Genomic DNA, 23211 nt, shown 5'->3' with positions numbered 1-23211 from the left:
ATAAACCGATCCGGCCTGCCCTTTTCTCAGGACAAGAGCGCGTTAAAATTAACCACAGTGCTTGAATTGACCTAACAACTTGTTCAGTATGGATTAAATAACGGAAAGAATAAGAAGCCACTGAGGAATAAAGTGCATGAGTAGCGATACACCACGTTTAACATTACGTGTGATAGAAAAAAGCGATTACCCCGAACTAGCAGAACTGATGGATTTGGTTTTCCATGATGTGGGTGGGGCCTGGCCACGCATGACCATTATGGACTTGATCCACCAGTTCCCTGATGGTCAGATATGTATTGAAGACAACGGTAAAATCATCGGTGCCGCACTCACCATCAAAGTCGACTACAACCGCTTTTCCCTCCCTCACGTCTACACTGACATCATCAACGAACACAACGTCATCCAACACAACCCCAACGGCGATGCCTTGTACGGGCTGGATGTTTTCGTTCACCCGGATTATCGCGGCCTGCGTCTCGGCCGACGCCTGTATGCCGCACGTAAAGAGCTGTGCCGCAGCGACAACCTGAAAGCCATTCTGGCCGGCGGACGTATTCCCGGTTACATCAATTACGCGGATTCGATGAAGGTGACCGACTACATTGAGAAGATCAAACGCCGTGAGCTGTACGATCCGATCTTGTCGTTCCAACTCGCCAATGACTTCGACGTCAAACGTATGATGCGCCATTACCTGCCGGAAGATGACAGCTCGCGCGGTTATGCGACGTTACTGGAATGGGACAACGTTTTTTATGAGGAAGATGTTCATTCGATCCACGATATCGAAAAAACTCTGATTCGTATCGGTATCATCCAGTGGCAGATGCGTGCCATGTTAAGTGTTGAAGACCTGATGGATCAGGCGGAGTTTTTTGTTGACTCACTCTCCAAGTACCAGGCGGATTTCGCCCTGTTCCCGGAGTTTTTCAACGCCCCGCTGATGGGATTGCAAAATGACCAAAACAGCGTAGAAGCGATTCGTTTTCTGGCATCGTTCACCGACGAAATTAAAAGCCGCTTCTCGCGTATGGCGGTCGAGTACAACATCAACATCATCGCAGGCAGCATGCCGGTGATGCAGGATGGTCAGCTGTATAACGTGGCTTATCTGCTGCATCGTGATGGCTCTATCGACGAACAGTACAAGATTCATATTACTCCGCACGAAAAACGTGACTGGGTAATCGACGGCGGCAACCAGGTCCAGGTGTTTGATACCGATGCCGGCCGGGTGGGGATTTTGATCTGTTACGACAGTGAGTTCCCCGAGTTGGGACGTATGTTGGCCGAACAGGATGTGCAAATCATTTTCGTGCCGTTCTGGACTGATACCAAAAACGGATACCAACGTGTTCGTCTGTGCGCTCAGGCGCGTGCGATTGAGAACGAATGTTATGTCGCGATTGGCGGCAGTGTGGGTAACCTGCCCCGGGTCGACAACGTTGATATTCAATATGCCCAGTCAGCGGTATTTTCACCATCCGACGTGTTCTTCCCGCACGATGCGACCATTGCTGAAGCCAGTCCCAACACGGAAATGATCATCTTTGCCGATGTGGATCTCGACAAACTAAAGCAACTGAACACTGAAGGCTCAGTGACTAATATTCGCCACCGACGTCTCGATCTTTATGGAGGTTTCACCCAGCCCAAATCCTGATAATTGATTGACGACGTTCACATAATTCTAACAAAGTATAACGAACGGAATTTATAACATTCCGTTCGTTTTTTTCAATTTGGGAACCAAAATATAATTACAATCATTATATTAGGTTCACGCTTGTGTAAAATGCAACCAGCTTCGCAATTTGCAAAAACAAAAAACCTTAAAAATCATAGCGTTATACCGATCACCACTTAAGAGTTATAGACTATGCTCACTCTTGCATTAGGTTTTGAATCCTTTTATAAGAATCAGTTAATAGAAAACCCAAAACCATCACCCCTGAAAATACCATCTATTGCTGTTCGTTAAGGAGCCCAATATGAGCACATTTAAACTTTTTCGTCCGTTCATAGCTGCGCTGCTATGTACCTGTTCTGCATTGAGTTTCGCCAATGAAAACGATGCAATCCTGACCGTAAATGATCACGGCAAGAAAGCCTATTTCACCCTTGAACAGCTATTGGCTCACGCAGATCAGGAGATCATGACGGATACGCCATGGACCCAGGACAACACCAAGTTTGTCGGGGTATCAGCCCAAGAATTACTGAAGCTTATCGGACGAGATAATGCGGATCTGAAAGTGGTCGCATTGAATAATTACTGGTCAACCATTCCCTACAGTGATATCGAAAAATACAATCCACTGTTCGCGGTGAAAAAAGATGGCGAAGTGATGAGTGTGCGCGATAAAGGGCCAATCTGGGTTATCTATCCGCTGACGGATTTTGACGAACTGAACAATGAAGTTCTGCACAGCCGTATGGTTTGGCAAGTCAGCCAAATTGAAACGATGAACTAACTGCCGACAGGATTGAGTTTATCTGTGAGTATCAGCCGTCATATTGCATTTTATATCGTATTTGTTTTTGGACTGTTTCTGTTTTCCATCTGGACACTGATTTCATTCCATAATACCTATAACCTGCTGACTAAACATACCCAACTGTCCGCCTGGTCTCTGTCCCAGCTGGAGATAGAGACCTTGGAGTTTTCCAATCAGCTGGATCTGTTTTTGCTGCGCGACAGACGCTCGTTACGTCAACTCAATCTTAAGTACGATATTCTGTGGAACCGTTTCGATACCTTTCTGACCAGTGATGAAACTGAAGCGGTTCGCCTGCAGGGCAGCGCTCAACCTATCATTTCCGCTGCGTTCGACATCCTACGTAAATATGAAGCAGCAGTCATTGCTGGCAGAGTCGAAGCGCTCAATCAGTTTTCTGATGAACTGAAGTCATACATGCCGCTGATTCGCAACCTGATCATTACCACCCTGACCGGGGAAGAATCAGTGCGCAGCCGCGCCATTATTGAAGAGAACAAACAGACGGTTCTGTACAACATGGCGTTGATTTTGGTGGTTCTGGCCTACCTCTCTTTTCGGGTCTATCGCGATACCCGCTACCAAAAGTTCATGGCCTGGCACGACCCTCTGACCAAACTGAAAAACCGCAACTATCTGTTAAAGCAGATTCGCAGTCTGGGCAAACAGCGCGCCGATTTTTCACTGGTGCTGCTGGATATTTGCCATTTCCGTGAAATTAATGACGTGATCAGCTATGAATACGGTGACCGGATTCTCAGTGATATCAGCCATATCATCAACCAACACGCTGAGCATTATCAACTGCTGTGCGCGCGGGTTGGCGCAGACCAGTTTGCTATTGTGGTTGACCGTCTCGATATCAATCTTGATATGTTCATCGCCAGCCTGCGCAGTGAACTGGATAGTAAACTGCAATTTCTCGACCCTTCACGCCGGATGCACATCGCGATTGGTATCGCATCCAGTGATCAGGTTGAACACACTCACCCTCAGCAGAGTAAAAAATTCAGTGTCTTACTCAACAATGCCGATTTAGCGTTAAACGTAGCGAAGAAAAACGCCGCACAGCGGATCATCTACTTCACCAAAGAACGCGATCTGGCACACCGTAAAAAACGCGAACTGTGTGATGAACTGGAAGTGTTGCTGTCCATAGACGATCAACAGCAACTGTTTATGGTCTACCAACCGATAATCAATCCGGGCTGTGCACGTCTGGGCTGCGAAGCTCTGTTACGCTGGGATCATCCGACCTACGGTTTCATTAATCCTGAGTACCTGATTCGCATTGCTGAGGAAACAGGCCAGGCCAAAGCTCTGGGGCGCTGGATTATGGAGCAGGTTTATCGGGCTCTGTCCACCGACTGGCATCACTTCGATGCGCGGATTGATGTCGCGATCAACCTTTCAGACTCGCTGTTTGATGAAGAGTTGCCTGAGTTGGTGCAGGAGATTTTTAGCAGAGAGAAAAACTATCTCGACTCGATTGTGCTGGAAATTACCGAAACCATGACACTGGATGAAATTGACCGCAGTGTCAGTATTATCCGCCGTTTGGAAGATCTCAATATTCGTCTGGCTCTGGATGACTTCGGAACCGGTTGGTCATCCCTGTACAACCTCAATCATTTACGTTTCAACAAACTGAAAATAGACAAATCGTTTGTGCGTGATTTATGCACCATGGACCAACAGAAATTCTTTATTTCTGCCATCGTGACCCTCTCACATCAGTTGGGCATTAAAGTCGTCGCCGAAGGGGTCGAAGATGAGATCCAACTGCACCACCTGCAGCAACTGGGGGTCGACGAATATCAGGGCTACTACTTTTCCAAGCCCATCAGCAAGCAACAGTTTGCTCTGTTCAGCCAGCAGTATTTCGCCAACCCCCGGGAGAAAGTGCTAAGCAGCCACTACGCGTAACTACTTTAAGCGACTGATTCCGTTGTGAGAGACTAATTCCGTTTTGAGAGACGGATGCAATAGCGCTCTGTTTTCTGCTCGTCGCTTTCTAATCATCGCTTTTTACCAGTAGCGTTCATGCATGATATTGCCGCCAGTAGCCTGACGATAGCGTTCCAGACCCTGGTTTTGCAGTGACTTAATCGTGTCTTTAATCATATCCGGATTGCCGCATAACATGGCAAAGCTGTGCTGTGGTGACATCCGGACTCCGGCTGCATTTTGCAGCGCAGCGCTGTCAATCAGAGCAGGGATTCGCCCTTGCAGCGTATTTTCCACCGGCTCGCGGCTGACCACCGGATGATAACTAAGCTGGCCCTGATACTCATTCAATAGCTTGTGAATCAAAGCCTGATACGCCAAATCCCGGGCAAATCGCACCCCATGTACCAAAATGATTCTGCGCGGCGCAAGTTGCCGCCCCTGCAACAAGGAAAGAAAAGGTCCGATCCCGGTCCCCGTCGCTAACAACCACAAATCCTGAGTCTGCTCCGGGACAGAAGCCCGGGTCAAATCGCCGTGCGCACTGTCACCGACCCAGATGCTATCGCCCGCAACCAGAGCCTGCAGCGAGGGAGAAAGTTTCCCTTGTGGCACAGTCGTAATCAGAAATTCATGCCCGTTTTGTGTATCCGGGGCATTAACCAGTGAATACGCGCGGCTGATTAACTCACCATCAGCCGTTTCCAGGCCCAGCTTAGTAAACTGACCCGCGACAAAATCCAGTGGGGTATGAGAGACGCGCAATGAAAACAATTCATTGGTCCAGTCAACACGTTCAACAACCTGTGCGCGATGATATCCGGTATGTGAACTCATGATTGTTCCTCCTCACCAGTGAGTGGATCTTCACGTTACGCCTGACACCTAAATATGTAAAGTTTTAAGTTTACATATTTAGGTTAATATTTTGTTAACGACCTCACCGACAACCCTATCCGATAAAGCTTAGAATAATTAGTCTAAATTACCGCTATTAAGGAACCAAGGTATGAACGAGCTGCTGAATGATTTCCCGGTTGTCACTGAGATTCCGGTCGCCTGGGGAGAGATGGATGCGCTGCAACACGTCAATAATGTGGTCTATTTTCGTTATTTCGAAACCGCACGTATCGATTATTTCCACCATATCAATCTGATGGATGAACTCGCCCGTGACAACATAGGTCCTGTGCTGAGCGAAACCCATAGCCGTTACAAGATCCCGGTAACCTATCCGGACACCCTGCTGGTTGGCTCCAGAGTGTGTGATATTCACTCCGACCGCTTTAGCATGGAATATCAGATTGTCAGTAAGAAACTCGGTAAAGTGACCACCACAGGCACAGCGACGGTGGTGATGTTTGATTTTAACCACGGCAGTAAAGCGCAATTGCCGGACAGTATCGTCAGTGCTATTCGCCGTCTGCAAGGCTCAGATATGGCCGTTCCGGTACAGAGCCTGAGTGAAAACGATAACGCAGAGCGATAAGAGTAAAAAAACGGCCCGCAACGCATTTGGTATATTGCTTAACCGAGTAGCACGGATTATTGTTGGCCTTTCAACAACATCTTTTAGGCTTTGCTATGAATACCGCCCTGCTCGGCATGTTTATTCCGACCTTTTTCTTTGTTTCTATTACTCCGGGGATGTGCATGACTTTAGCACTGACTCTGGGAATGAGTATTGGCTACAAACGCACCCTGTGGATGATGATTGGTGAACTGGTCGGTGTGGCTGTGGTCGCAGTCTCCGCAGTGGTCGGTATTGCCGCCATCATGCTTAACTATCCGTGGCTGTTTGTGGCCTTTAAAACCGTAGGCGCAGCTTACCTGTTCTACCTTGGCATTCAGATGTGGCTATCTAAAGGCAAGCTGGCCCTCAGTGCAGAAACCGGGGCCACTTACCAAGGCAGCCAATGGGGCCTGGTGGTGCAGGGATTTGTCACCGCAATCGCCAACCCGAAAGGCTGGGCATTTATGATCTCGCTGCTGCCTCCCTTTATCGATCAGTCCGCCAGCCTGGCGCCGCAGCTGATATTTCTGGTCTCTATCATCATGCTTTCTGAGTTTGTCTGTATGACGCTGTACGCCACCGGAGGAAAAGGACTGAAACGTGCGCTGAGTAAATCCCAGAATGTACGCCTGATGAATCGAATCGCCGGCTCACTGATGATGGGCGTCGGTATCTGGCTTTTTGTCAGCTGATTGCCCCGCATCCCACCAATTTCTCTTGTAACCAGCGGCCCAGGCCGTTGGTTTTGTTTTGCAGCATAGGTTGAGCAGACCAAACATAGGTTAAGCGGACCAAACATAAGTTAAGCGCACCAAACATAGGTTAAGCAGCCATGGTTCCGGCAAATATGCTTCAAGCAAACATGGCTTGATGAAGCGCAGGTTTACATAAGATGACGAAACGGTATATTTATGAGCTATAACATCAAATAGACCCAAGTGCCGTGATGACCCAATATACCTATTCACGCTTTTCTCCGCGAAATCCGGATTTTCAGCGTAATAAGCAAGCGTTGCAGGCTGCGTTTCCCGCAGCGATTCATATCGAAGATTCAGCGCGCGGCCGGATGGCTCCACTGGAACGACCGGATTTCGCCGCTCTGCTGGCGTCGCTGCAGCCCGGCGATGTACTGATCGTCAACTGGCTGACGAGTATCAGCCGTGACTTTCAGTTATGTCAGCAAGTGATTGCCCAGCTAATAGAAAAGAGAGTCACGCTGCAAACCCACCAGCCTGCACTGGTCATCCAGCCTGACAGTGAAAGCGCCACAACCGTATTGGCATTGCTGCATGGTTACGCATTAGCTGATACCCGCTACAGACTGCAGGCGGCAGAATTAAGCCGGCAAGTGCTACGCGACGATCCTAAAGCATGGCAGGAAAAATTCCGCGGTCGTCCGGCGGACAAAAAAAAGCACCAGCAGATAGCTGCCTTGTTGTGGGAAGGCAAGACGCTCGATGAAGTCGCACAACGCTGTCAGTGCAGTTTATCGACCGTGAAACGGGTCAAACGTAAAATCCGCCATTTTGATGAATCCGATTCACTGCGCGACCGGACTAAGAAACCCGCCAACCATTAACGCTTTTTTGGGTGACGTCAAACAATCGCTAATCCGTTGAAAGTCACCCGAAATTAAAATCAAACAATTTCAGCACCTTAACTACATTTCTCACGATTCACACCTCCTCTCTTCACTCTGACTTGACGAAAAAGCGATCAAGCTCGCAGAACAATCGCAATTTGATAACAGGCACACACTTCACTTTGAAACCGGTTGCAGCAACCGGTTTCAAACTATACGCTGCAACCGGTTTCAAAAAATAAACACAACAGAAACAGCCCACTGAACGTTAAACAAAAAGGTGATAACTCATGGCTACCATCCGAGATTATGCCCAGCTGGCGAAGGACATCCTGTCCCACGTCGGCGGACAAGAGAACATCATTAGTTTTACCCGTTGTGCCACCCGCCTGCGCCTGGTTTTAAAAGAGGTTCCCGATTCTGCTGCCGACCAGATTAAATCCCTGCCCGGTGTCATCACTGTCGTGATCAGTGGCGGTCAGTTTCAGGTCGTCATTGGCACGCACGTTGCCGATGTGTACGAAAGCTTATCAGGCCTGGTTGACCAGAGCCTGCTGCAAAACAGTGACAGCAAGGTGCGTATTTTCGATGCGGTTATCGCATCGATGTCCGCCATCTTTGCGCCGATCATTTTCGTCCTCGCCGCAGCCGGTATTTTGCAGGGCGCACTGATCGTCACCCGCCATTTTGCACCGGGCGTCAGTGAGAGCGGTACCTTCGCGGTGCTGAACTTTATGTCCTGGACCCCGTTCGTGTTCCTTCCTGTGTTCATCGCCATGACGGCCGCCAAACATTTTCGCTGTAACCCTTTTATTGCGGTGCTGTGCAGCTGTGCGTTGATCAACCCGTCATGGGGTGAGATGGCTGCGCAAATCGCCAATGGCGAGCTCATCACCTTCCTGTCGATCCCGCTGGCTAAAACCGTCTATACCGCTTCCGTTTTGCCGCCGATTTTCATGGTGTGGGGCATGTCTTACGTGGAGCGCTTTGCCAAGCGTGTCATTCCGGCCGTGGTCAGCGAACTGTTCACGCCGCTGGTCTGTATGCTGGTGATGGTTCCTCTGACTCTGATCCTGATTGGTCCGGTTACCAGCGCTGCCGCGAGCGGTATTGCAGCAAGCTATAACTGGCTGTTTGATACCTTCCCGCCGCTGGCTGCCGCTCTGGTGGGTGGTGTCTGGCAGATGATCGTGGTGTTCGGTGTACACTGGGGTATTACCCCCGTCGTCATTTCCAACTTCGATACCTATGGCCGCGACTCCTTCCAGGCCTTTCAGTCAATTGCCGTGATTGCCCAGATGGCCGCTGCATTTGCCGTCGGCTTTAAGTCACGCAATAAACTGTTCAAAACCACCTCGTTCTCAGCAGGTATTACCGGGATTTTTGGTATTACCGAGCCCGCGCTGTACGGTGTCACGCTCCGTCTGAAAAAGCCGTTTCTGTGCGGCTGTATCGGTGGTGCTATTGGCGCTGTCGTCACCAGCCTGTTTGGCAGCTACTACTACGCTTATGCGGGTCTGCCTGGCCTGCTGACAATTGTCAACGCCATCAGTCCGGAGAACCCGATGTCCTTTATCGGTCTGCTGGCGGGTGTTGCGACTGCGATTGTCGTCACCACCACACTGGTGTACATGATTGGGTTTGAAGATCCTCAGTCTGAATCGGACCAGAAAGCAAAAGCGCCAACCAGCGAGTCACAACCTGCTGTGGAACCCGCAGCCAAAGCTCTGACCCTGCTCAGCCCGGCCAACGGAGCCCGTATTGCCCTGAGCTCAGTCAATGACGAAAGCTTTGCGCAAAAGCTGCTGGGTGATGGTATTGCCATCGTGCCAAGTGAGGGATTGATCACCGCCCCCTGTGACGCTGAAGTCTCTTCGGTTATCGAAAGCCAGCACGCGGTCGGGCTGACCTGCAGTAATGGCGCCGAGCTGCTGATCCATGTCGGCCTCGATACCGTCAATCTCAAAGGACAATACTTTAAAACTCTGGTTAGTGTCGGCCAGCAAGTGCGCGCCGGTGATGCCCTGATTGAATTCGACAAACAACCGATTGAACAAGCCGGTTACGATCTCACTACGCCGTTCATTATTCTCAACAGTGACGAGTTTTCACTGCAGTTTCTTGCTGATGACGGTCAGATTTCCACCGGTCAACCTATGATTCAAATGTCTTAACAGGAGTAGTTATGAACAACACATTTCCAAATGATTTTCTCTGGGGCGGCGCGGTCGCGGCACACCAGCTGGAAGGTGGCTGGGACCAGGATGGCAAAGGTATCAGCGTAGTCGACGTACTGACTGCCGGAGCCCATGGCGTACAGCGTCGTATTACCGATGGCGTGCAGCCGGATGAGCAGTACCCTAACCAGGTCGCGATTGATTTTTACAACCGCTACCCGCAAGACATTGCACTGTTCGCCGAAATGGGCTTTAAGTGCTTCCGCACCAGTATCGCCTGGACGCGTATTTTCCCGAATGGTGACGAAGCTGAACCGTGTGAAGCCGGACTGAAATTCTACGACGACCTGTTTGACGAGCTACTCAAATACGGCATCGAACCGGTCGTGACCCTGAGCCATTTCGAGATGCCGTATCATCTGGCTAAAGAGCACAAAGGCTGGATGAGCCGCAAGGTGATCGATTTCTTCGTCAAGTATTCTATGACCGTGATTGAACGCTACCAGCACAAGGTCAAATACTGGATGACCTTTAACGAGATTAATAACCAGAAGAACACCTCGGCGGATATCTTCGGCTGGATGTGCTCCGGGGTGAAATTTTCTGAATACGAACGCCCGGAAGAAGCCATGTATCAGGCGGTGCACCACCAGTTTGTTGCCAGTGCCATGGTGGTCAAGCAGGCCCATGCGCTTAACCCGAATCTGCAGGTCGGCTGTATGTGTGCCATGGTGCCTTTCTACCCGTTCTCTTCCAAACCGGACGATGTGATGCTGGCCGAAGTGGCGATGCGTGACCGTTATTTCTTCTCTGACGTCATGGTGAAAGGCCACTACCCGTCTTATGCCAAACGCGACTGGGCACTGAAAGGCTATCAGATTGCCATTGAAGAGGGCGATGAAGCCATACTCAAAGAAGGCAAAGCCGATTACATGGGTTTCAGTTACTACATGTCAAACACGGTTGATTCCACGGTGCGTAACTCAAACGGTGAGAGCATGGACGGCAGCAGCGAGTTCTCGGTGAAAAACCCGTATGTGAAAGCGAGTGACTGGGGCTGGCAAATTGATCCGGTTGGCCTGCGCTTCTCTCTCGCTTCGCTGTATGAACGTTACGAAGTGCCGCTGTTCATTGTCGAAAACGGCTTTGGCGCCGTAGACACCATCGATGAAAACGGCGAAATCAACGATGACTACCGTATCGATTATCTGCGCGAGCACATCCGCGAAATGAAAAAAGCAGTCACTATTGATGGTGTTGACCTGATGGGTTACACCCCTTGGGGCTGCATTGACCTGGTCTCCTTTACCACCGGCGAAATGAAAAAACGTTACGGCTTTATCTACGTGGATAAACACAACGATGGCAGCGGCACGCTGGAACGGATGAAGAAGAAGTCATTCCACTGGTACAAAGAGGTGATTGCTTCCAATGGGGAGACTCTCTAATATTGCTGACCTGACGCCAAGCCATTTCGCTTGGGGACACAAGCCTTAACCGCAATATGCAGTCAGCACCGCCAGAACAGTCAGCCCCCCGCGACGGTTCTGGCAGGTGTGGCACTGATAATGAATGGAAAACACTATGGTGACCATGCAGGACGTAGCCAGACGAGCTGGCGTATCGAAATCGACCGTATCACGCGTGCTGAACGGCAAAAACATCGTGCGTCCCGAAGTCACTCAGGCGGTATTTAAAGCAATAGAAGAGACAGGTTACCGCCCTAACCTGCTGGCCAGGCAGCTCGCCACGCAAAAGACTCACTTTATCGGCTTTGTCATGACCAACGCGCTGTATAACGGCCCGTATTTCTCCTCTTTGGTCTATCATGCCGCCGCTTTCAGCGAACAACATGGCCACCAGCTGGTTCTCGCCGATGGCAAACACAGCGCCGAAGATGAGCGCAACGCAATTAATTTTCTGCTCGATATGAAATGCGCCGGGATTGTGGTTTATCCAAAGTACCTGAGCGACCGGGCACTGACCGAGATTATCCAAGCGACCCCCACCCCGATTACTGTGCTTAACCGCAGTCTGGAACCCTACAGCGTAACCACCGATCACTACCACAGTGCCGTCATGATGATGGAGCATATCCTGCAGCAGGGCCATCGTCGCATCGCCTTTATCCGCGGCAGCAACGGCTCAGTAACCGGAGAGATCCGCTATCAGGCCTATTGTGACCAACTGGCACAGCATGGTTTAACGCCAGATCCTCAACTCATCGTCCAGGGTAACTGGACTCCCGAAAGCGGCTATCACGCTGCACAGCAACTTATCGCCCGCAAGACAGATTTCAGCGCCGTATTATCCGGCAATGATGATATGGCGCTGGGCGCGATGAAAGCCCTGATGGAACTTGGATACACGATTCCACAGGATATCTCGATTGCCGGGTTTGATAATATCAAGATGGGTAAATTTGTCACACCGAGCCTGACGTCCGTCAGCGTCCCGCTGGAGCAGATGATTCAAAAAGGAATTTTACTCGCTTTGGGTGAAAAAGAATCCGCCAACGCGCTTAGCCTGGCCGGAGAACTCAAGATCCGCGACTCAATCGCCGCACGCTAAGCGCCGGTTCAAAATATCAGCCGCAGTGGAAGAGTTTTGCCACTGCGGACATCAATGACTTCCTCCGGCGGAAAAGCTCTGCCACCATCAGATCCCAAAAGCGAAAAAACATAATATTAAATTGATTTTACTGAAATATTTTTCAGGTACGCTTTTTGCTTTCATCTGATCATTATTTGTATTGAGAGACTTCTGATGAATGCTAAGCTAACCATAACAGCGAACTTACTGGCTGCAACCCTACTGACCGGATGTGGCGGCGGTGGCGGTGGTGGCGGTGGCTCCACGCCAGCTCCGGTAGCGTATTTCAATGTCGATTTCATTAAGCTATATGCTATGTCAAATAGCACAACAACCAATTGTCAGATATTTGGCTACGATGACGCTGAAAACCCAGGCTCAAAAGTGATCGGCTATGAGGCGACCTCTGATTCGGACGAATACAGCTTTAGCATTGTCATCCATAATGCTGATGGTTCTGTTGCGCACACCTTTACATCGGCAAACTGGGGTGCAAGTAGTACTCATTACCGTTTCCGTCAGTCACTTGTACCAAGTGACGGCTACGTTAGCTTTGTTCGTAAACTTAGTGCGGGCGGCGTTGACTCTTTTGATGCAACAACCTTTTCTAAAGAAATGCTGCCAACCAATTTTGATCTGGCTGTTCGACGCACTACTGCATCAGGCGGTTCCTGTATTCTCGCGAATACCATTTCTTCTGTGGATAGGAATTCGTACATCGCCAATGCATCCACAGCTCAACAGTACTACTACGGATTTAACACTTATAACCAGGACTTATCTGACCTGACTGGTTATTATGCAAATCTGGGTACTAACTCCACCCCCTTAAGCTTTTCGACTTTATCGAACAAACAAGTACTAGCAGTTCGTTACGGTAACTCTTCAGATACCATCAACTATTTACAAGCGTTTAAAATACTTAGTCTTTCCGAACTCAGTGACTATAGTTTCTCATCACCGATTGTTCTGGATGATGTGACGTATTCTGATCTGGACTGGACTGCGCCAACCGACGTTGACACGCTCAGCGAAGCAAACATGTACATCTACCAGCAAGGTACTGGCGCGCTTCTATGGCAACCGCTGTCTGCTAATGATGAAAGCTATAGTTACAGCTCACAAATCAGTGATGACAACTATTTCGTGAATATGGCCGGGATTCGTAACGACTGGAATTTCGAACATACTGAAGCGATGACGACACCAGACATCTCACATGATTCCTCAACCTCAATGAGCAGTGTTAATTTGCCTGCGTCAGAAGCATTATCTATCGAATCTTGCAGCACGTCAGACTTGGGAACTTGTCTTGTTACCTCATCCGACCCAACTGCTCATGACGATACAATCCAGCGTCTGCTAGTCACGGTTTCCGCTGGCGGTAACAGTGCTACACAAGTCATCTACTCAGCTTATAACACTTCGGTGCCGGTGATGAGTTTTGATGACTCCATAGATGGTTTATGGTCAGGCAATACTGCAGCTAAATACGAAATTTCGTTACTACATACTGACGCCGACGATCTGGAAGAAGCTTTCACCTTCGGCCACCTCAATGCCTACCCGCTTACTAGTGGAGGCATCAACAGTGTGGATTTCGCTGACCGACTGCCGCTGCTTAGCTCAGTCCAACAACAAGAAGCTTATCAGGACGAACTGAAATACCAGCCGCACACCTGGCTGAGTGCTTCGTTCTAAACTGAAAACAGCGCCTGCGGGCGCTGTTCTTTTATTGCGGTTCAGATTACGCTGATAATTGCCACACCAGTGCCAAACTCAGTCGCTAGCATCACAAAGTTAATCGATGAGCTAGAATGCAAAAGGCCCCGACAGAAACTGCCGGGGCCTTTTTAAATAAATGGCACGCCCTGTAGGATTCGAACCTACGACCACATCCTTAGAAGGGACGTGCTCTATCCAGCTGAGCTAAGGGCGCGCTACAGGGAAAGGATTATACGAGTTCAAATGTGTAAATCAACGGCTTTCACTAACATTCTGTTTCAAATGACTAAAAATTTGTCACTTAGTGGGTAAGCGTTGAAAAACACAACAAAGCAAACGTTTGCTTATAGATGTTATCTCAAATTTCTGCGACAATGCGCGCGAAAATTTTCGCTACGAATGTGTAAAGGAAAGTCATGACCGCTCAAAATATTGATGGGACACTCATTTCTCAAACAGTCCGCTCCGAAGTTGCGGCCCGTGTTAAGGCCCGTACTCAGGCAGGGCTACGCGCTCCCGGACTGGCTGTTGTGTTAGTGGGTGAAGACCCGGCTTCTCAGGTGTATGTCGGCAGTAAACGCCGCGCGTGTGAAGAAGTTGGCTTTGTATCTAAGTCGTATGACTTACCGGCCTCAGCCACTGAAGCCGAGCTGCTGGCCCTGGTTGACCAACTGAACGAAGATCCTGAAATCGACGGTATTCTGGTTCAGCTGCCACTTCCAGCCGGAATTGACAGCACACATGTGCTGGAGCGTATTGTTCCTGAGAAAGACGTTGATGGTTTCCATCCATACAACGTGGGCCGTTTAGCGCAACGCATTCCAAAAATTCGCTCTTGTACGCCAAAAGGCATCATTACCCTGCTGGACCGTTACAATATCCCGCTGCGCGGCAAACACGCTGTTGTGGTCGGTGCATCGAATATCGTTGGCCGCCCAATGACACTGGAACTGCTGCTGGCAGGTTGTACCACCACAACGTGTCACCGCTTCACTAAAGATCTGGAGCACCACGTACGTCAGGCTGACGTTCTGGTTGTCGCTGTGGGTAAACCTAACTTTATTCCGGGCGCCTGGATTAAAGAAGGTGCGGTGGTGATCGATGTCGGTATCAACCGTCTTGATACCGGTAAACTGGTTGGTGATGTGGAATATGATGTTGCGCGCAGCAAAGCCAGCTTCATCACTCCGGTACCAGGCGGTGTGGGTCCGATGACGGTTGCCAGCCTGATTGAGAACACCATGCTGGCGTGCGAGCAATACCACACCAAGTAAGTGCCGTATCTCAGTCGGTCGATGTCCGAGTCAGCGCTGCGGCGCTGAACAGTAAAAAAGCACCCCAGCATGGCTGGGGTGCTTTTTATCCGGATAAAGGTCAGAGGCGGCTTACAGTGACAAAATCACACCGGCAATTGCCGCACTCATCAGGTTCGCCAGTACACCAGCTGCAATCGCGCGGAAACCGTATTGCGCGATAAAAGGACGACGCTCAGGAATCAGGCTGCCCAGGCCGCCAATCAGGATCGCCATACTGGAGATGTTGGCAAAACCACACAGAGCAAAGGTCACGATGGCCTGAGAATGCGCACTGAGCTGGCTCTTGACATCCATCAGCTGGATAAAGGCCACAAACTCGTTCACCACAATCTTGTTACCGATCAGCGAACCTGCCACCATGGCTTCGTTCCATGGCACACCAATTAACCATGCCAGAGGCGCAAACAGGTAACCCAGCAGCAGCTCAAAGCTCAGTTGCATGCCAAACAGGTCACCCACCCAGCCTAACAGGCCATTCAGCATCGCAATCACACTGACAAAGGCCAGCAAAGTCGCACCAACGGCAACAGCAATGCGCAGACCAGACATGGCACCATCTGCGACCGCTTCCACCACGTTGGTCGCTTGCGGCATTTCAGGTTTAAGATCTTGTGCCTGAACCTGCAACGGCTCCTGCTCAGGAACCAGCAGTTTCGCCATCAGCAGACCGGCTGGCGCTGACATAAACGCCGCCGCAATCAGGTAGCCAAGATCCACACCCAGAGATGCGTAGCCAACCAGAGTACCACCCGCAACAGAAGCCAGGCCGCAGGTCATCACCGCAAAGAACTGCGAATCGCTCATCTGTTTCAGATACGGCTTCACCACCAGCGGCGCTTCAACCATACCGACGAAAATGTTGGCTGTGGCAGACAAAGATTCCGCGCGGCCAGTGCCGAGCAGTTTCTGAATACCACCGCCGATCAAGTTGATAATGCGCGGCATCAGGCCAATGTGGTACAAGCCGGAAATCAGCGCCGAGAAGAAAATAATGATACCCAGCACGTTGATGGCAAAAACAAAACCGACACTGCCGGTCGCAATGCCACCAAACATGAAGTTGATGCCTTCCTGACCATAGTTGATCAGGTTCGATACGCTCTGGGTGACCGTATTGAGCACCTCTTTACCGGCCGGTACGTAAAGCACCAACAGTGCGAACAGAACCTGCAGCGCAAAGGCCAGGCCAACGGTACGCAGCCGAATATTTTTTCTGTCAGTAGAAAGTAACCACGCAATCACCAGAATTGCGCCAACACCAATAAGAGAAGACATACGCCATCCAATCACAAAAGGGAAACAGGAAAGGCGCCGGATTCTATAGCAGGAAAACGTGTGCGCAACCGATGTTTGTTAATCAGGTGTAGGGATGCAACAAGCTGACGACGTGTTAGAAATAAGCCATTGATCTGCAATAACTTAAACGTTTGCCTTGGCTTTTATTTTCTATATGGAAAAAATATTTTGAGCCTGAGAAATAATGTTTTGAGACTGGGAGCCATATTTTGAGGCTGGAAATCGTGTTTCACTCACGACAGGTCGCCGTTTGCTAACCAAACCGATCCGCCGGAACGCTGCGCGATCAATGCGATCAGAGCCGGACATAAGGCGCAAGACGGGCGTCCCAATAGCAGGGCTCACCAATCCGTTGCTTGAGGAAATCGATCACCGCTGAGGTTTTCCTGGGCAGATGTTTACGACTTGGGTAAACCGCATAAAATGGCATATTCTGACACGCCTGCCAGTCCGGCAGCAGCTGAATCAGCTGGCCATTACGAAACTCATCGCGAATCAGATAGGTCGCCAGGTAGGCAATGCCCCAACCGGCAACCGCCGCTTCGCGTACCGCTTCGGCCAAATCCACCGAGTAGTTGCCGGCCACCTTAATATTGAGCTGCTGCTCACTCTGTCGAAAGGCCCAACTGGTGTAATCACGTTCCCAGCTACGGTAAATCAAGCAGTTGTGGGTCTGTAAGTCATAAGGCGTCTGCGGAGTATCGTGATGCAGCAGGTATTCCGGAGAAGCGGCCACCACAAACTGGCAATCTGCCAAACGGCGGGCAACGTAGCCCTCCGGTAAATGCTCATTACTGGTAATCCACAAATCCAGCCCTTCACTGAGCATATCTATCTTGCCGTCAAACAGATGCACTTCAACCTTCAGGCTCGGATACAACTCTCTCAGCTCTTGCAATGCCGGCAGCACATGTAAGCTGTCAAATGACTGGGATAAACCAAGGCGCAGCAGGCCGGACACTTCCTCACGCTGACTGTCGAGCTCACTCTGAGCATCACTGACCAGCGCCACCAGCTGCTCGCTGTGCCGATACAACGCCTGCCCGGCTTCCGTGACCGTAAAACTGCGCGTGGTGCGCTGCACCAGTTTCATGCCAACCGAAGCCTCAAGCTGAGCCAGTTGTTTACTGACATGCGACACGGAGACACCCAGGCTGTGGGCTGCCGCAGTAAAGCTCTGATGTTTAATCAGCGTAGCAAACATCACCATCTGACTGGCCCGTTCAGCAAACACTATGGCACCTCAGGCAGCGGAATAGCCGCAAAAAATGGCAAAGACATAACAACCTTTTTAAATAAATAAGGGCTCTGATGAGCCCTTAAGATGAAATTAAAACTTAATCCGGTCGGCGAGATGGCTGACCGCGAGCGCAAAGTAGTACGAGCGGTTCCATTTCATCAACACGTTGTAGTTATTATAAACCAGATAAATACGGCCGCTTTCATCATCCGGCATGATCAGCCAGGCTTTGATGTCATTATCCAGTTTTGGCAAAGGCTTGCCGTCGTATCGGGTCACGCCCAGTTTGCTCCATTCCTGCAGCAACTTACCTTTATCGGCTTCACGTCCTTGCAGGTCATGATCAAAACCGTGCGGGATCTTCACCTGGCGGCCCCAGGTAAATTTGTCATCCCAGCCTGAACTGCTCAGATAGTTGGCGGTAGAAGCAAACACATCGGCTTTGGTGCCCCAGATGTCTTTCTTACCGTCGCCGTCGCCGTCAGCGGCAAAAGAGAGGAACGAGCTTGGCATAAACTGACATTGCCCCATCGCGCCCGCCCAGGAGCCTTTCATTTTATCTGCGCTGATATGACCCTGTTCGAGGATTTGCAAGGCAGCCATCGCCTCTTTACGGAAAAACTCCTCACGGCGTCCTTCGTAAGCCATGGTCGACAAGGCATCAATCACACTATAGTTGCCCATATGACGGCCGAAATTACTCTCGACGCCCCACAAAGCAACGATAAAGCGCGGCTGCACACCATATTGTTTGCCGATACGCTGTAGCTCGTCGTAGTGCTCGTCGTACAATTCCTGCGCTTGTTTGACTTTCCAGTCCGGTACCGCGCGCGGAATGTATTCATCCAGAGTGAGTTTTTTTTCTGGCTGATTGCGATCAGCCACCACAGCGCGTGGCTTGTACTCGACGCCGTCAAACGCCTCCGTCAGTATCTGTTCTGAAATACCTTCCTGACGCGCCTGCTGTTTAAGACCTTCGACATATTGTTCAAAGCTGACCTCATTGGCCAGAACGGGTGTTGCAAGGGTGAATCCCAGAATAACTGACAGTAATTTTTTCAAGATGCCCTCCCCGAGTCATCCCGCTCAGTGTTTGGTTTGAGCTTTTCGTTGTTTGTGTTGTTCTAACAGGTTCTCTGGTGGTGGCGGCAATTGCAAGAAGAAGCCTTGTTCGTCAAGCGAGGCTTTGACCTTCTCCACATCAACCAGCGCTAACTGGCGCTTTTCCAGATTCACCAGCATAACAAAGACAGGTTTACCAAACATCTGCATCAAAGTGTCAGGAACCTGTGAAAAGTCATCGCGTTTCGGAATGTAAAGGTAAGTACCTTCTTTCTTAGAACTTTTATAGATAGAACAAAGCATGAGGAGCCTTTTATTAACCTAATGGCGGTTTTTGTTTATAAATGGTCAACTTTTACCAAAATTGTGCCCAAATCACTCATTTGACCGCAAGACTGCTTGCTGCGTCAATGCGCTGAATATAACATGAGTCACCTAGTCTCAGGCAACGCTCTTTGTCATGCAGCCACGAGTTTATTGAGGTCAACGTTACAATGTCGAATACCCATGACCTGAAAGGTAGCAGTTTTACTTTATCGGTTTTACACCTTTCTGATAATCACATCGCCAGTGCGGTCGATTTTCTGAAACAGAAGGTGTCACAGGCGCCTGCATTTTTTGCTAATGCACCTGTGGTGCTCAATATTGCCAAAGTCGAACAGGATCTCGACTTTCCGGCCCTGAAACAGGGCATGAGTGAAGCCGGCCTGATCCCGGTTGGTGTGACCGGATGTAAAGACAAGCGTTGCCAGTTACAGGCATCAGAGGCCGGGTTTGCAGTGATGACCACCAGCAATAACCCGAATAAAGCGCCGGCAAAAATGGCACCGACAAAAATAGTCCGTACGCCGATCCGATCCGGTCAGCAGGTCTATGCTAAAGATGGTGACCTGGTGATCCTTAATCACGTCAGTCCGGGTGCGGAAGTCATTGCCGACGGGTCTATTCATATTCATGGCACACTGCGTGGCCGGGCAATAGCCGGGGCCAGTGGCCAGAAAGAAGCTAAAATTATCTGTCATGATTTACAAGCTGAGCTGGTATCTATCGCGGGTAATTACTGGCTGAGCGATAAAATTGAAAGTGAGTTCTGGCAGAAAAAAGTGATGCTCAGCATGACTGATGACTCACTGCATTTTGAAGTACTCACCATTTAAAAAAATTCGTAAAAAATTCGGAAGGAAAAACTCAAATGGCACGCATCATTGTCGTTACGTCAGGAAAAGGTGGGGTTGGTAAGACCACCTCCAGCGCAGCTATCGCGTCAGGTTTAGCGCTGCAAGGTAAAAAGACCGCGGTAATCGATTTTGATATCGGTCTGCGTAATCTGGATTTGATCATGGGTTGTGAGCGCCGCGTAGTCTACGACTTTGTTAATGTGATCAACGGAGAAGCCACACTGAACCAGGCGCTGATTAAAGATAAGCGCAACGAGAATCTGTTCATCTTGCCGGCTTCACAAACCCGCGACAAGGATGCCCTGAGTAAAGAAGGCGTACAGCGCATTCTTAACGAACTGAAAGAGATGGATTTTGACTTCATCGTATGTGACTCACCGGCCGGTATTGAGCAAGGCGCTTTGATGGCATTGTATTACGCCGATGAAGCGATTGTGACCACGAACCCGGAAGTCTCATCGGTGCGCGACTCTGACCGTATCCTGGGTATTCTGGACTCTAAATCACTGCGTGCTGAACAAGGCCTTGAGCCAGTGAAACAGCACCTGCTGCTGACCCGCTACAGCCCGCTACGTGTCACTCAGGGTGAAATGCTGTCGGTGCAGGATGTGGAAGAAATTCTGCATGTGCCTCTGGTTGGTGTCATTCCGGAGAGCCAGGCGGTACTGAATGCGTCTAACAAAGGTATTCCGGTCATTTTTGACGATCAGTCGGATGCGGGCCAGGCTTATCAGGACACAGTGTCACGTCTTCTGGGTGAGCAAGTGGAATTCCGTTTCCTGACCGAGCCGAAGAAAGGCATCTTTAAACGACTTTTTGGGGGCTAAACCGTTATGTCATTACTTGAGTTTTTTCGACCACAGAAGAAAACCTCAGCCAACCTTGCCAAAGAGCGTCTGCAGATCATCGTGGCCGAGCGCCGCAGCCAGAATGATCCGGCTCCGAACTACCTGCCGCAGTTGAAAGAAGACATTCTGCAGGTGATTGCCAAATACGTAGCAATTGACCCAAACATGGTCGAGCTGTCGTTTGAACACAAGGGCGACGATCTGGCAGTGCTGGAACTGAACGTTAAGCTACCGGATGACGAGAAGTAAGTGACAAAGAGCCGACCTCAGGTCGGCTCTTGTTTTTCTGCTATCCGGCTCAGCAGTGATAATGCTTGGCAATATACTGCTCAAACTGCTGGCATAACTCTTCATCAGACTGCTCATTCGACGCAATCTCTTGTGCGCCGTTGACCACCTTAATGGTTGCATTGAGCGATGCGACCGGTGCCCGCTCACGTGTCGCCAGCGCGGTTATCTTATCCTGCTGGACCTGCCAGGCCTGCTCTGGCGATAAGTTACACACATCCGCCAGGTACTTGGCATTAAAGCCCTCTCCGGTCAGGCTCTTGATTGTGTCATTGTGCGACTGACTGTTTCCGCAATGCCAGTAGTTTTCGGCCAGTAGCGGACCAATACGCGGGTTATCGGTCAGATAACCCAATGTGTCGAGGAAATAGGCCCGGGTCTGGTAAACCGCCATGTGCGCCAGCAGATAACCGTGATAGGCACAAGCCGATTCATCGGACAGCAGATGCGGAATCGCCAGCAGCGGTCGCGGACTGCACCCTAAACCGACAATACGCTGCTCCGTTTCACGCGCCAGTGCGGTAATGCGTTGCGGCGTTAGCTCTGCATCGCTGAGCTCATAGAGCGCACGTTCAAAGTACGGCACCAGCAGAATACTGCGCTCCTCATAAGCTTTAAATGGCTGGCGGCTGAAGACCATGCTTTTAATCACTTCATCCGGCACCGCCTCACCTTTAGCGTTAAGAGCGTAGGTTTTCAGCCAGTCAGCATCGGTCAGAAGACTGTCGCAGAACATTGACTGGGTTTCAGCATAGGCCATGGAGGTGGGCGCAAACTCCTGAGAAAAACACGGAGCGTTCATTTTCACGTTGGCAAAGTGCGCCGCGTGACCACCTTCATGGAACAGAGTGTTAATACCGTCGTAGCCGCTGCCGACCTGATCCGGCTTAGCGTTACTGGTGAAGTTGACTTTTGCCGCCACCCAGTGGCCCTGGTCATAAAACGACGGAATCGGCCCGTGGCAAAAACCGTTCGGATATTTGCCTTTGCGATCGAGCAGATCCAGAGTCAGCTCAGCACCGGAATAATCAATATTCAAACGACCAAACGATTCTACCCAGCGCCGCAGGGAGCGGGAAAACGGCACGTAAGGGTCCAGTTCACGCATCACATCGCCAGCAAAAGAGAAGATGAAGTTATGCCCGCTCAGCGACTGCTCACCTTTCTCATCGGCCAGATTATTCAGGCTGCGCAAATGGCTGTCACGGGTACGCAGCTCAAAGTCATCCAGGATGGTAAACAGCTGCTCAGTGGTCATTTTTTCTTTTTTCGCCACCGAGTAATCAAAAAAGGTGGCGTAACCCAGGCTGCGGGCAAATTCATTGCGCAGCTTCACCAGTTCAATAAAACCATTCTCCAGCAGCCACTGCTCCAGACCGAGCAGCGCCTGATGAGCACTCTCACGTACCGCTTCGTTAGCATGGGTACGAATAGTGGACGACAACGTCACAATCGAGGCTTCAACCTGCTCGCCCTGTTCATTACGGTAATAGAGCGGATGCTGCTGCTTTTTCTCAAACAGGTCAGACTCAAACTGAATCAGCCTGGATTTAAACTGCTGAGCCGATTGGGACTCCAGCGCATGAGATTCAAACATCGCCAGCCAGCCCTTGAGACCGGTCAGAGTCTGCTGTTTCAGATCAGGGTCGGCAATATTGTGGGCCGCATCAATCTGTGCCCGGATGGTGGTTATCTGCTCACCAGCACTGAGAAACTGGGTCCAGGCGGTTTGTGCCTGAGTCGATCCATCATGATCATCACTGATCCCCATATAGGTATCCCAGAAAAAGTCTTCTTTGACCCGATGAAGTTGCAGATAACGCTGATTGAGATCGTTGAGATATTGAGTCGCTGTCATTGGATTCCTTTTCAACCTTAACCGCCGTGCTCCAGTCAATACGCCTGCACCGCGCGATAAAGAATAATCAACCGAATCCATATCA

General features: G+C 50.2%; 20 protein-coding genes and 1 tRNA gene. 14 read left to right on the top strand and 7 right to left on the bottom strand.

Going from position 1 to position 23211, the window contains the following annotated elements; all coding sequences use genetic code 11:
* Nucleotides 1-136 precede the first annotated feature (136 nt).
* From J0X00_RS17055 to J0X00_RS17045, 3 genes are all read left to right on the top strand, one after another.
* Complete coding sequence (locus J0X00_RS17055) at nt 137-1669, top strand: bifunctional GNAT family N-acetyltransferase/carbon-nitrogen hydrolase family protein (RefSeq protein WP_282477289.1); 1533 nt, start codon at nt 137-139, stop codon at nt 1667-1669.
* Between the two features lie 328 nt (nt 1670-1997).
* Nucleotides 1998-2480, top strand: coding sequence for an oxidoreductase (locus tag J0X00_RS17050; RefSeq protein ID WP_240798150.1), 483 nt, complete (start codon nt 1998-2000; stop codon nt 2478-2480).
* Between the two features lie 24 nt (nt 2481-2504).
* A complete protein-coding gene (locus J0X00_RS17045) occupies nt 2505-4430 on the top strand; it encodes a bifunctional diguanylate cyclase/phosphodiesterase (RefSeq protein ID WP_282477288.1) in 1926 nt (641 codons plus the stop codon).
* Nucleotides 4431-4532: 102 nt separating this feature from the next.
* On the opposite strand, the gene J0X00_RS17040 is transcribed toward J0X00_RS17045, so the two are convergent.
* Complete coding sequence (locus J0X00_RS17040) at nt 4533-5288, bottom strand: ferredoxin--NADP reductase (RefSeq protein WP_282477287.1); 756 nt, start codon at nt 5286-5288, stop codon at nt 4533-4535.
* A gap of 172 nt (nt 5289-5460) precedes the next feature.
* On the opposite strand from J0X00_RS17040, the gene J0X00_RS17035 reads away from it, so the two are divergent.
* The 7 genes from J0X00_RS17035 to J0X00_RS17005 all read left to right on the top strand — a co-directional run bounded on the left by J0X00_RS17035 (nt 5461) and on the right by J0X00_RS17005 (nt 14016).
* A complete protein-coding gene (locus J0X00_RS17035) occupies nt 5461-5940 on the top strand; it encodes a thioesterase family protein (protein ID WP_218563312.1) in 480 nt (159 codons plus the stop codon).
* 95 nt (nt 5941-6035) lie between these two features.
* Nucleotides 6036-6656 (top strand): LysE family translocator, encoded by a 621-nt coding sequence (locus J0X00_RS17030; RefSeq protein ID WP_218563313.1) that lies wholly within the window; start codon nt 6036-6038, stop codon nt 6654-6656.
* A gap of 254 nt (nt 6657-6910) precedes the next feature.
* Complete coding sequence (locus J0X00_RS17025; RefSeq protein WP_282477286.1) at nt 6911-7543, top strand: recombinase family protein; 633 nt, start codon at nt 6911-6913, stop codon at nt 7541-7543.
* A gap of 293 nt (nt 7544-7836) precedes the next feature.
* Nucleotides 7837-9720: a beta-glucoside-specific PTS transporter subunit IIABC gene (locus J0X00_RS17020; RefSeq protein ID WP_282477285.1), complete on the top strand. Its 1884-nt coding sequence runs from the start codon at nt 7837-7839 to the stop codon at nt 9718-9720.
* Nucleotides 9721-9731: 11 nt separating this feature from the next.
* Nucleotides 9732-11171 (top strand): 6-phospho-beta-glucosidase, encoded by a 1440-nt coding sequence (locus tag J0X00_RS17015; RefSeq protein ID WP_282477284.1) that lies wholly within the window; start codon nt 9732-9734, stop codon nt 11169-11171.
* Nucleotides 11172-11307: 136 nt separating this feature from the next.
* On the top strand, nt 11308-12294 hold the full coding sequence (locus tag J0X00_RS17010) for a LacI family DNA-binding transcriptional regulator (RefSeq protein ID WP_282478315.1): 987 nt from the start codon (nt 11308-11310) through the stop codon (nt 12292-12294).
* 195 nt (nt 12295-12489) lie between these two features.
* Nucleotides 12490-14016, top strand: coding sequence for a hypothetical protein (locus J0X00_RS17005; RefSeq protein ID WP_282477283.1), 1527 nt, complete (start codon nt 12490-12492; stop codon nt 14014-14016).
* A 161-nt stretch (nt 14017-14177) separates the two neighbouring features.
* Here J0X00_RS17005 and J0X00_RS17000 read toward each other — a convergent pair.
* Nucleotides 14178-14254, bottom strand: a tRNA-Arg gene (locus tag J0X00_RS17000).
* Between the two features lie 202 nt (nt 14255-14456).
* Here J0X00_RS17000 and folD point away from each other — a divergent pair.
* A complete protein-coding gene (gene folD, locus J0X00_RS16995; protein ID WP_136484282.1) occupies nt 14457-15314 on the top strand; it encodes a bifunctional methylenetetrahydrofolate dehydrogenase/methenyltetrahydrofolate cyclohydrolase FolD in 858 nt (285 codons plus the stop codon).
* A 111-nt stretch (nt 15315-15425) separates the two neighbouring features.
* Here folD and J0X00_RS16990 read toward each other — a convergent pair whose 3' ends face one another.
* From J0X00_RS16990 to J0X00_RS16975, 4 genes are all read right to left on the bottom strand, one after another.
* Nucleotides 15426-16631: a NupC/NupG family nucleoside CNT transporter gene (locus tag J0X00_RS16990; RefSeq protein ID WP_282477282.1), complete on the bottom strand. Its 1206-nt coding sequence runs from the start codon at nt 16629-16631 to the stop codon at nt 15426-15428.
* Between the two features lie 316 nt (nt 16632-16947).
* Entirely contained in the window at nt 16948-17886 is a 939-nt protein-coding gene (locus tag J0X00_RS16985; RefSeq protein ID WP_282477281.1) for a LysR family transcriptional regulator, read from the bottom strand.
* Nucleotides 17887-17982: 96 nt separating this feature from the next.
* Nucleotides 17983-18954 (bottom strand): lytic murein transglycosylase, encoded by a 972-nt coding sequence (locus tag J0X00_RS16980; protein WP_282477280.1) that lies wholly within the window; start codon nt 18952-18954, stop codon nt 17983-17985.
* Between the two features lie 24 nt (nt 18955-18978).
* Nucleotides 18979-19257: a YcgL domain-containing protein gene (locus tag J0X00_RS16975; RefSeq protein WP_136484286.1), complete on the bottom strand. Its 279-nt coding sequence runs from the start codon at nt 19255-19257 to the stop codon at nt 18979-18981.
* A gap of 191 nt (nt 19258-19448) precedes the next feature.
* Here J0X00_RS16975 and minC point away from each other — a divergent pair, with 191 nt between their 5' ends.
* From minC to minE, 3 genes are read left to right on the top strand one after another with little or no spacing between them, the layout of a single operon-like run.
* A complete protein-coding gene (gene minC, locus J0X00_RS16970) occupies nt 19449-20111 on the top strand; it encodes a septum site-determining protein MinC (RefSeq protein ID WP_136484287.1) in 663 nt (220 codons plus the stop codon).
* A gap of 35 nt (nt 20112-20146) precedes the next feature.
* Nucleotides 20147-20959: a septum site-determining protein MinD gene (gene minD / locus J0X00_RS16965; protein WP_136484288.1), complete on the top strand. Its 813-nt coding sequence runs from the start codon at nt 20147-20149 to the stop codon at nt 20957-20959.
* A gap of 6 nt (nt 20960-20965) precedes the next feature.
* Nucleotides 20966-21229: a cell division topological specificity factor MinE gene (gene minE / locus J0X00_RS16960; RefSeq protein WP_136484289.1), complete on the top strand. Its 264-nt coding sequence runs from the start codon at nt 20966-20968 to the stop codon at nt 21227-21229.
* A 49-nt stretch (nt 21230-21278) separates the two neighbouring features.
* On the opposite strand, the gene J0X00_RS16955 is transcribed toward minE, so the two are convergent.
* The gene (locus J0X00_RS16955; protein WP_282477279.1) at nt 21279-23126 is read right to left on the bottom strand and encodes a M3 family metallopeptidase; all 1848 of its coding nucleotides are present in this window, start codon (nt 23124-23126) and stop codon (nt 21279-21281) included.
* Between the last annotated feature and the right edge of the window lie 85 nt (nt 23127-23211).

Origin of the sequence: Vibrio sp. ABG19 (assembly GCF_029962385.1) — a bacterium.
Taxonomy (GTDB): domain Bacteria; phylum Pseudomonadota; class Gammaproteobacteria; order Enterobacterales; family Vibrionaceae; genus Vibrio; species Vibrio ostreae.
Note: the sequence above shows the minus strand (reverse complement) of the source record. Positions and strands in the feature narration are given on the sequence as shown.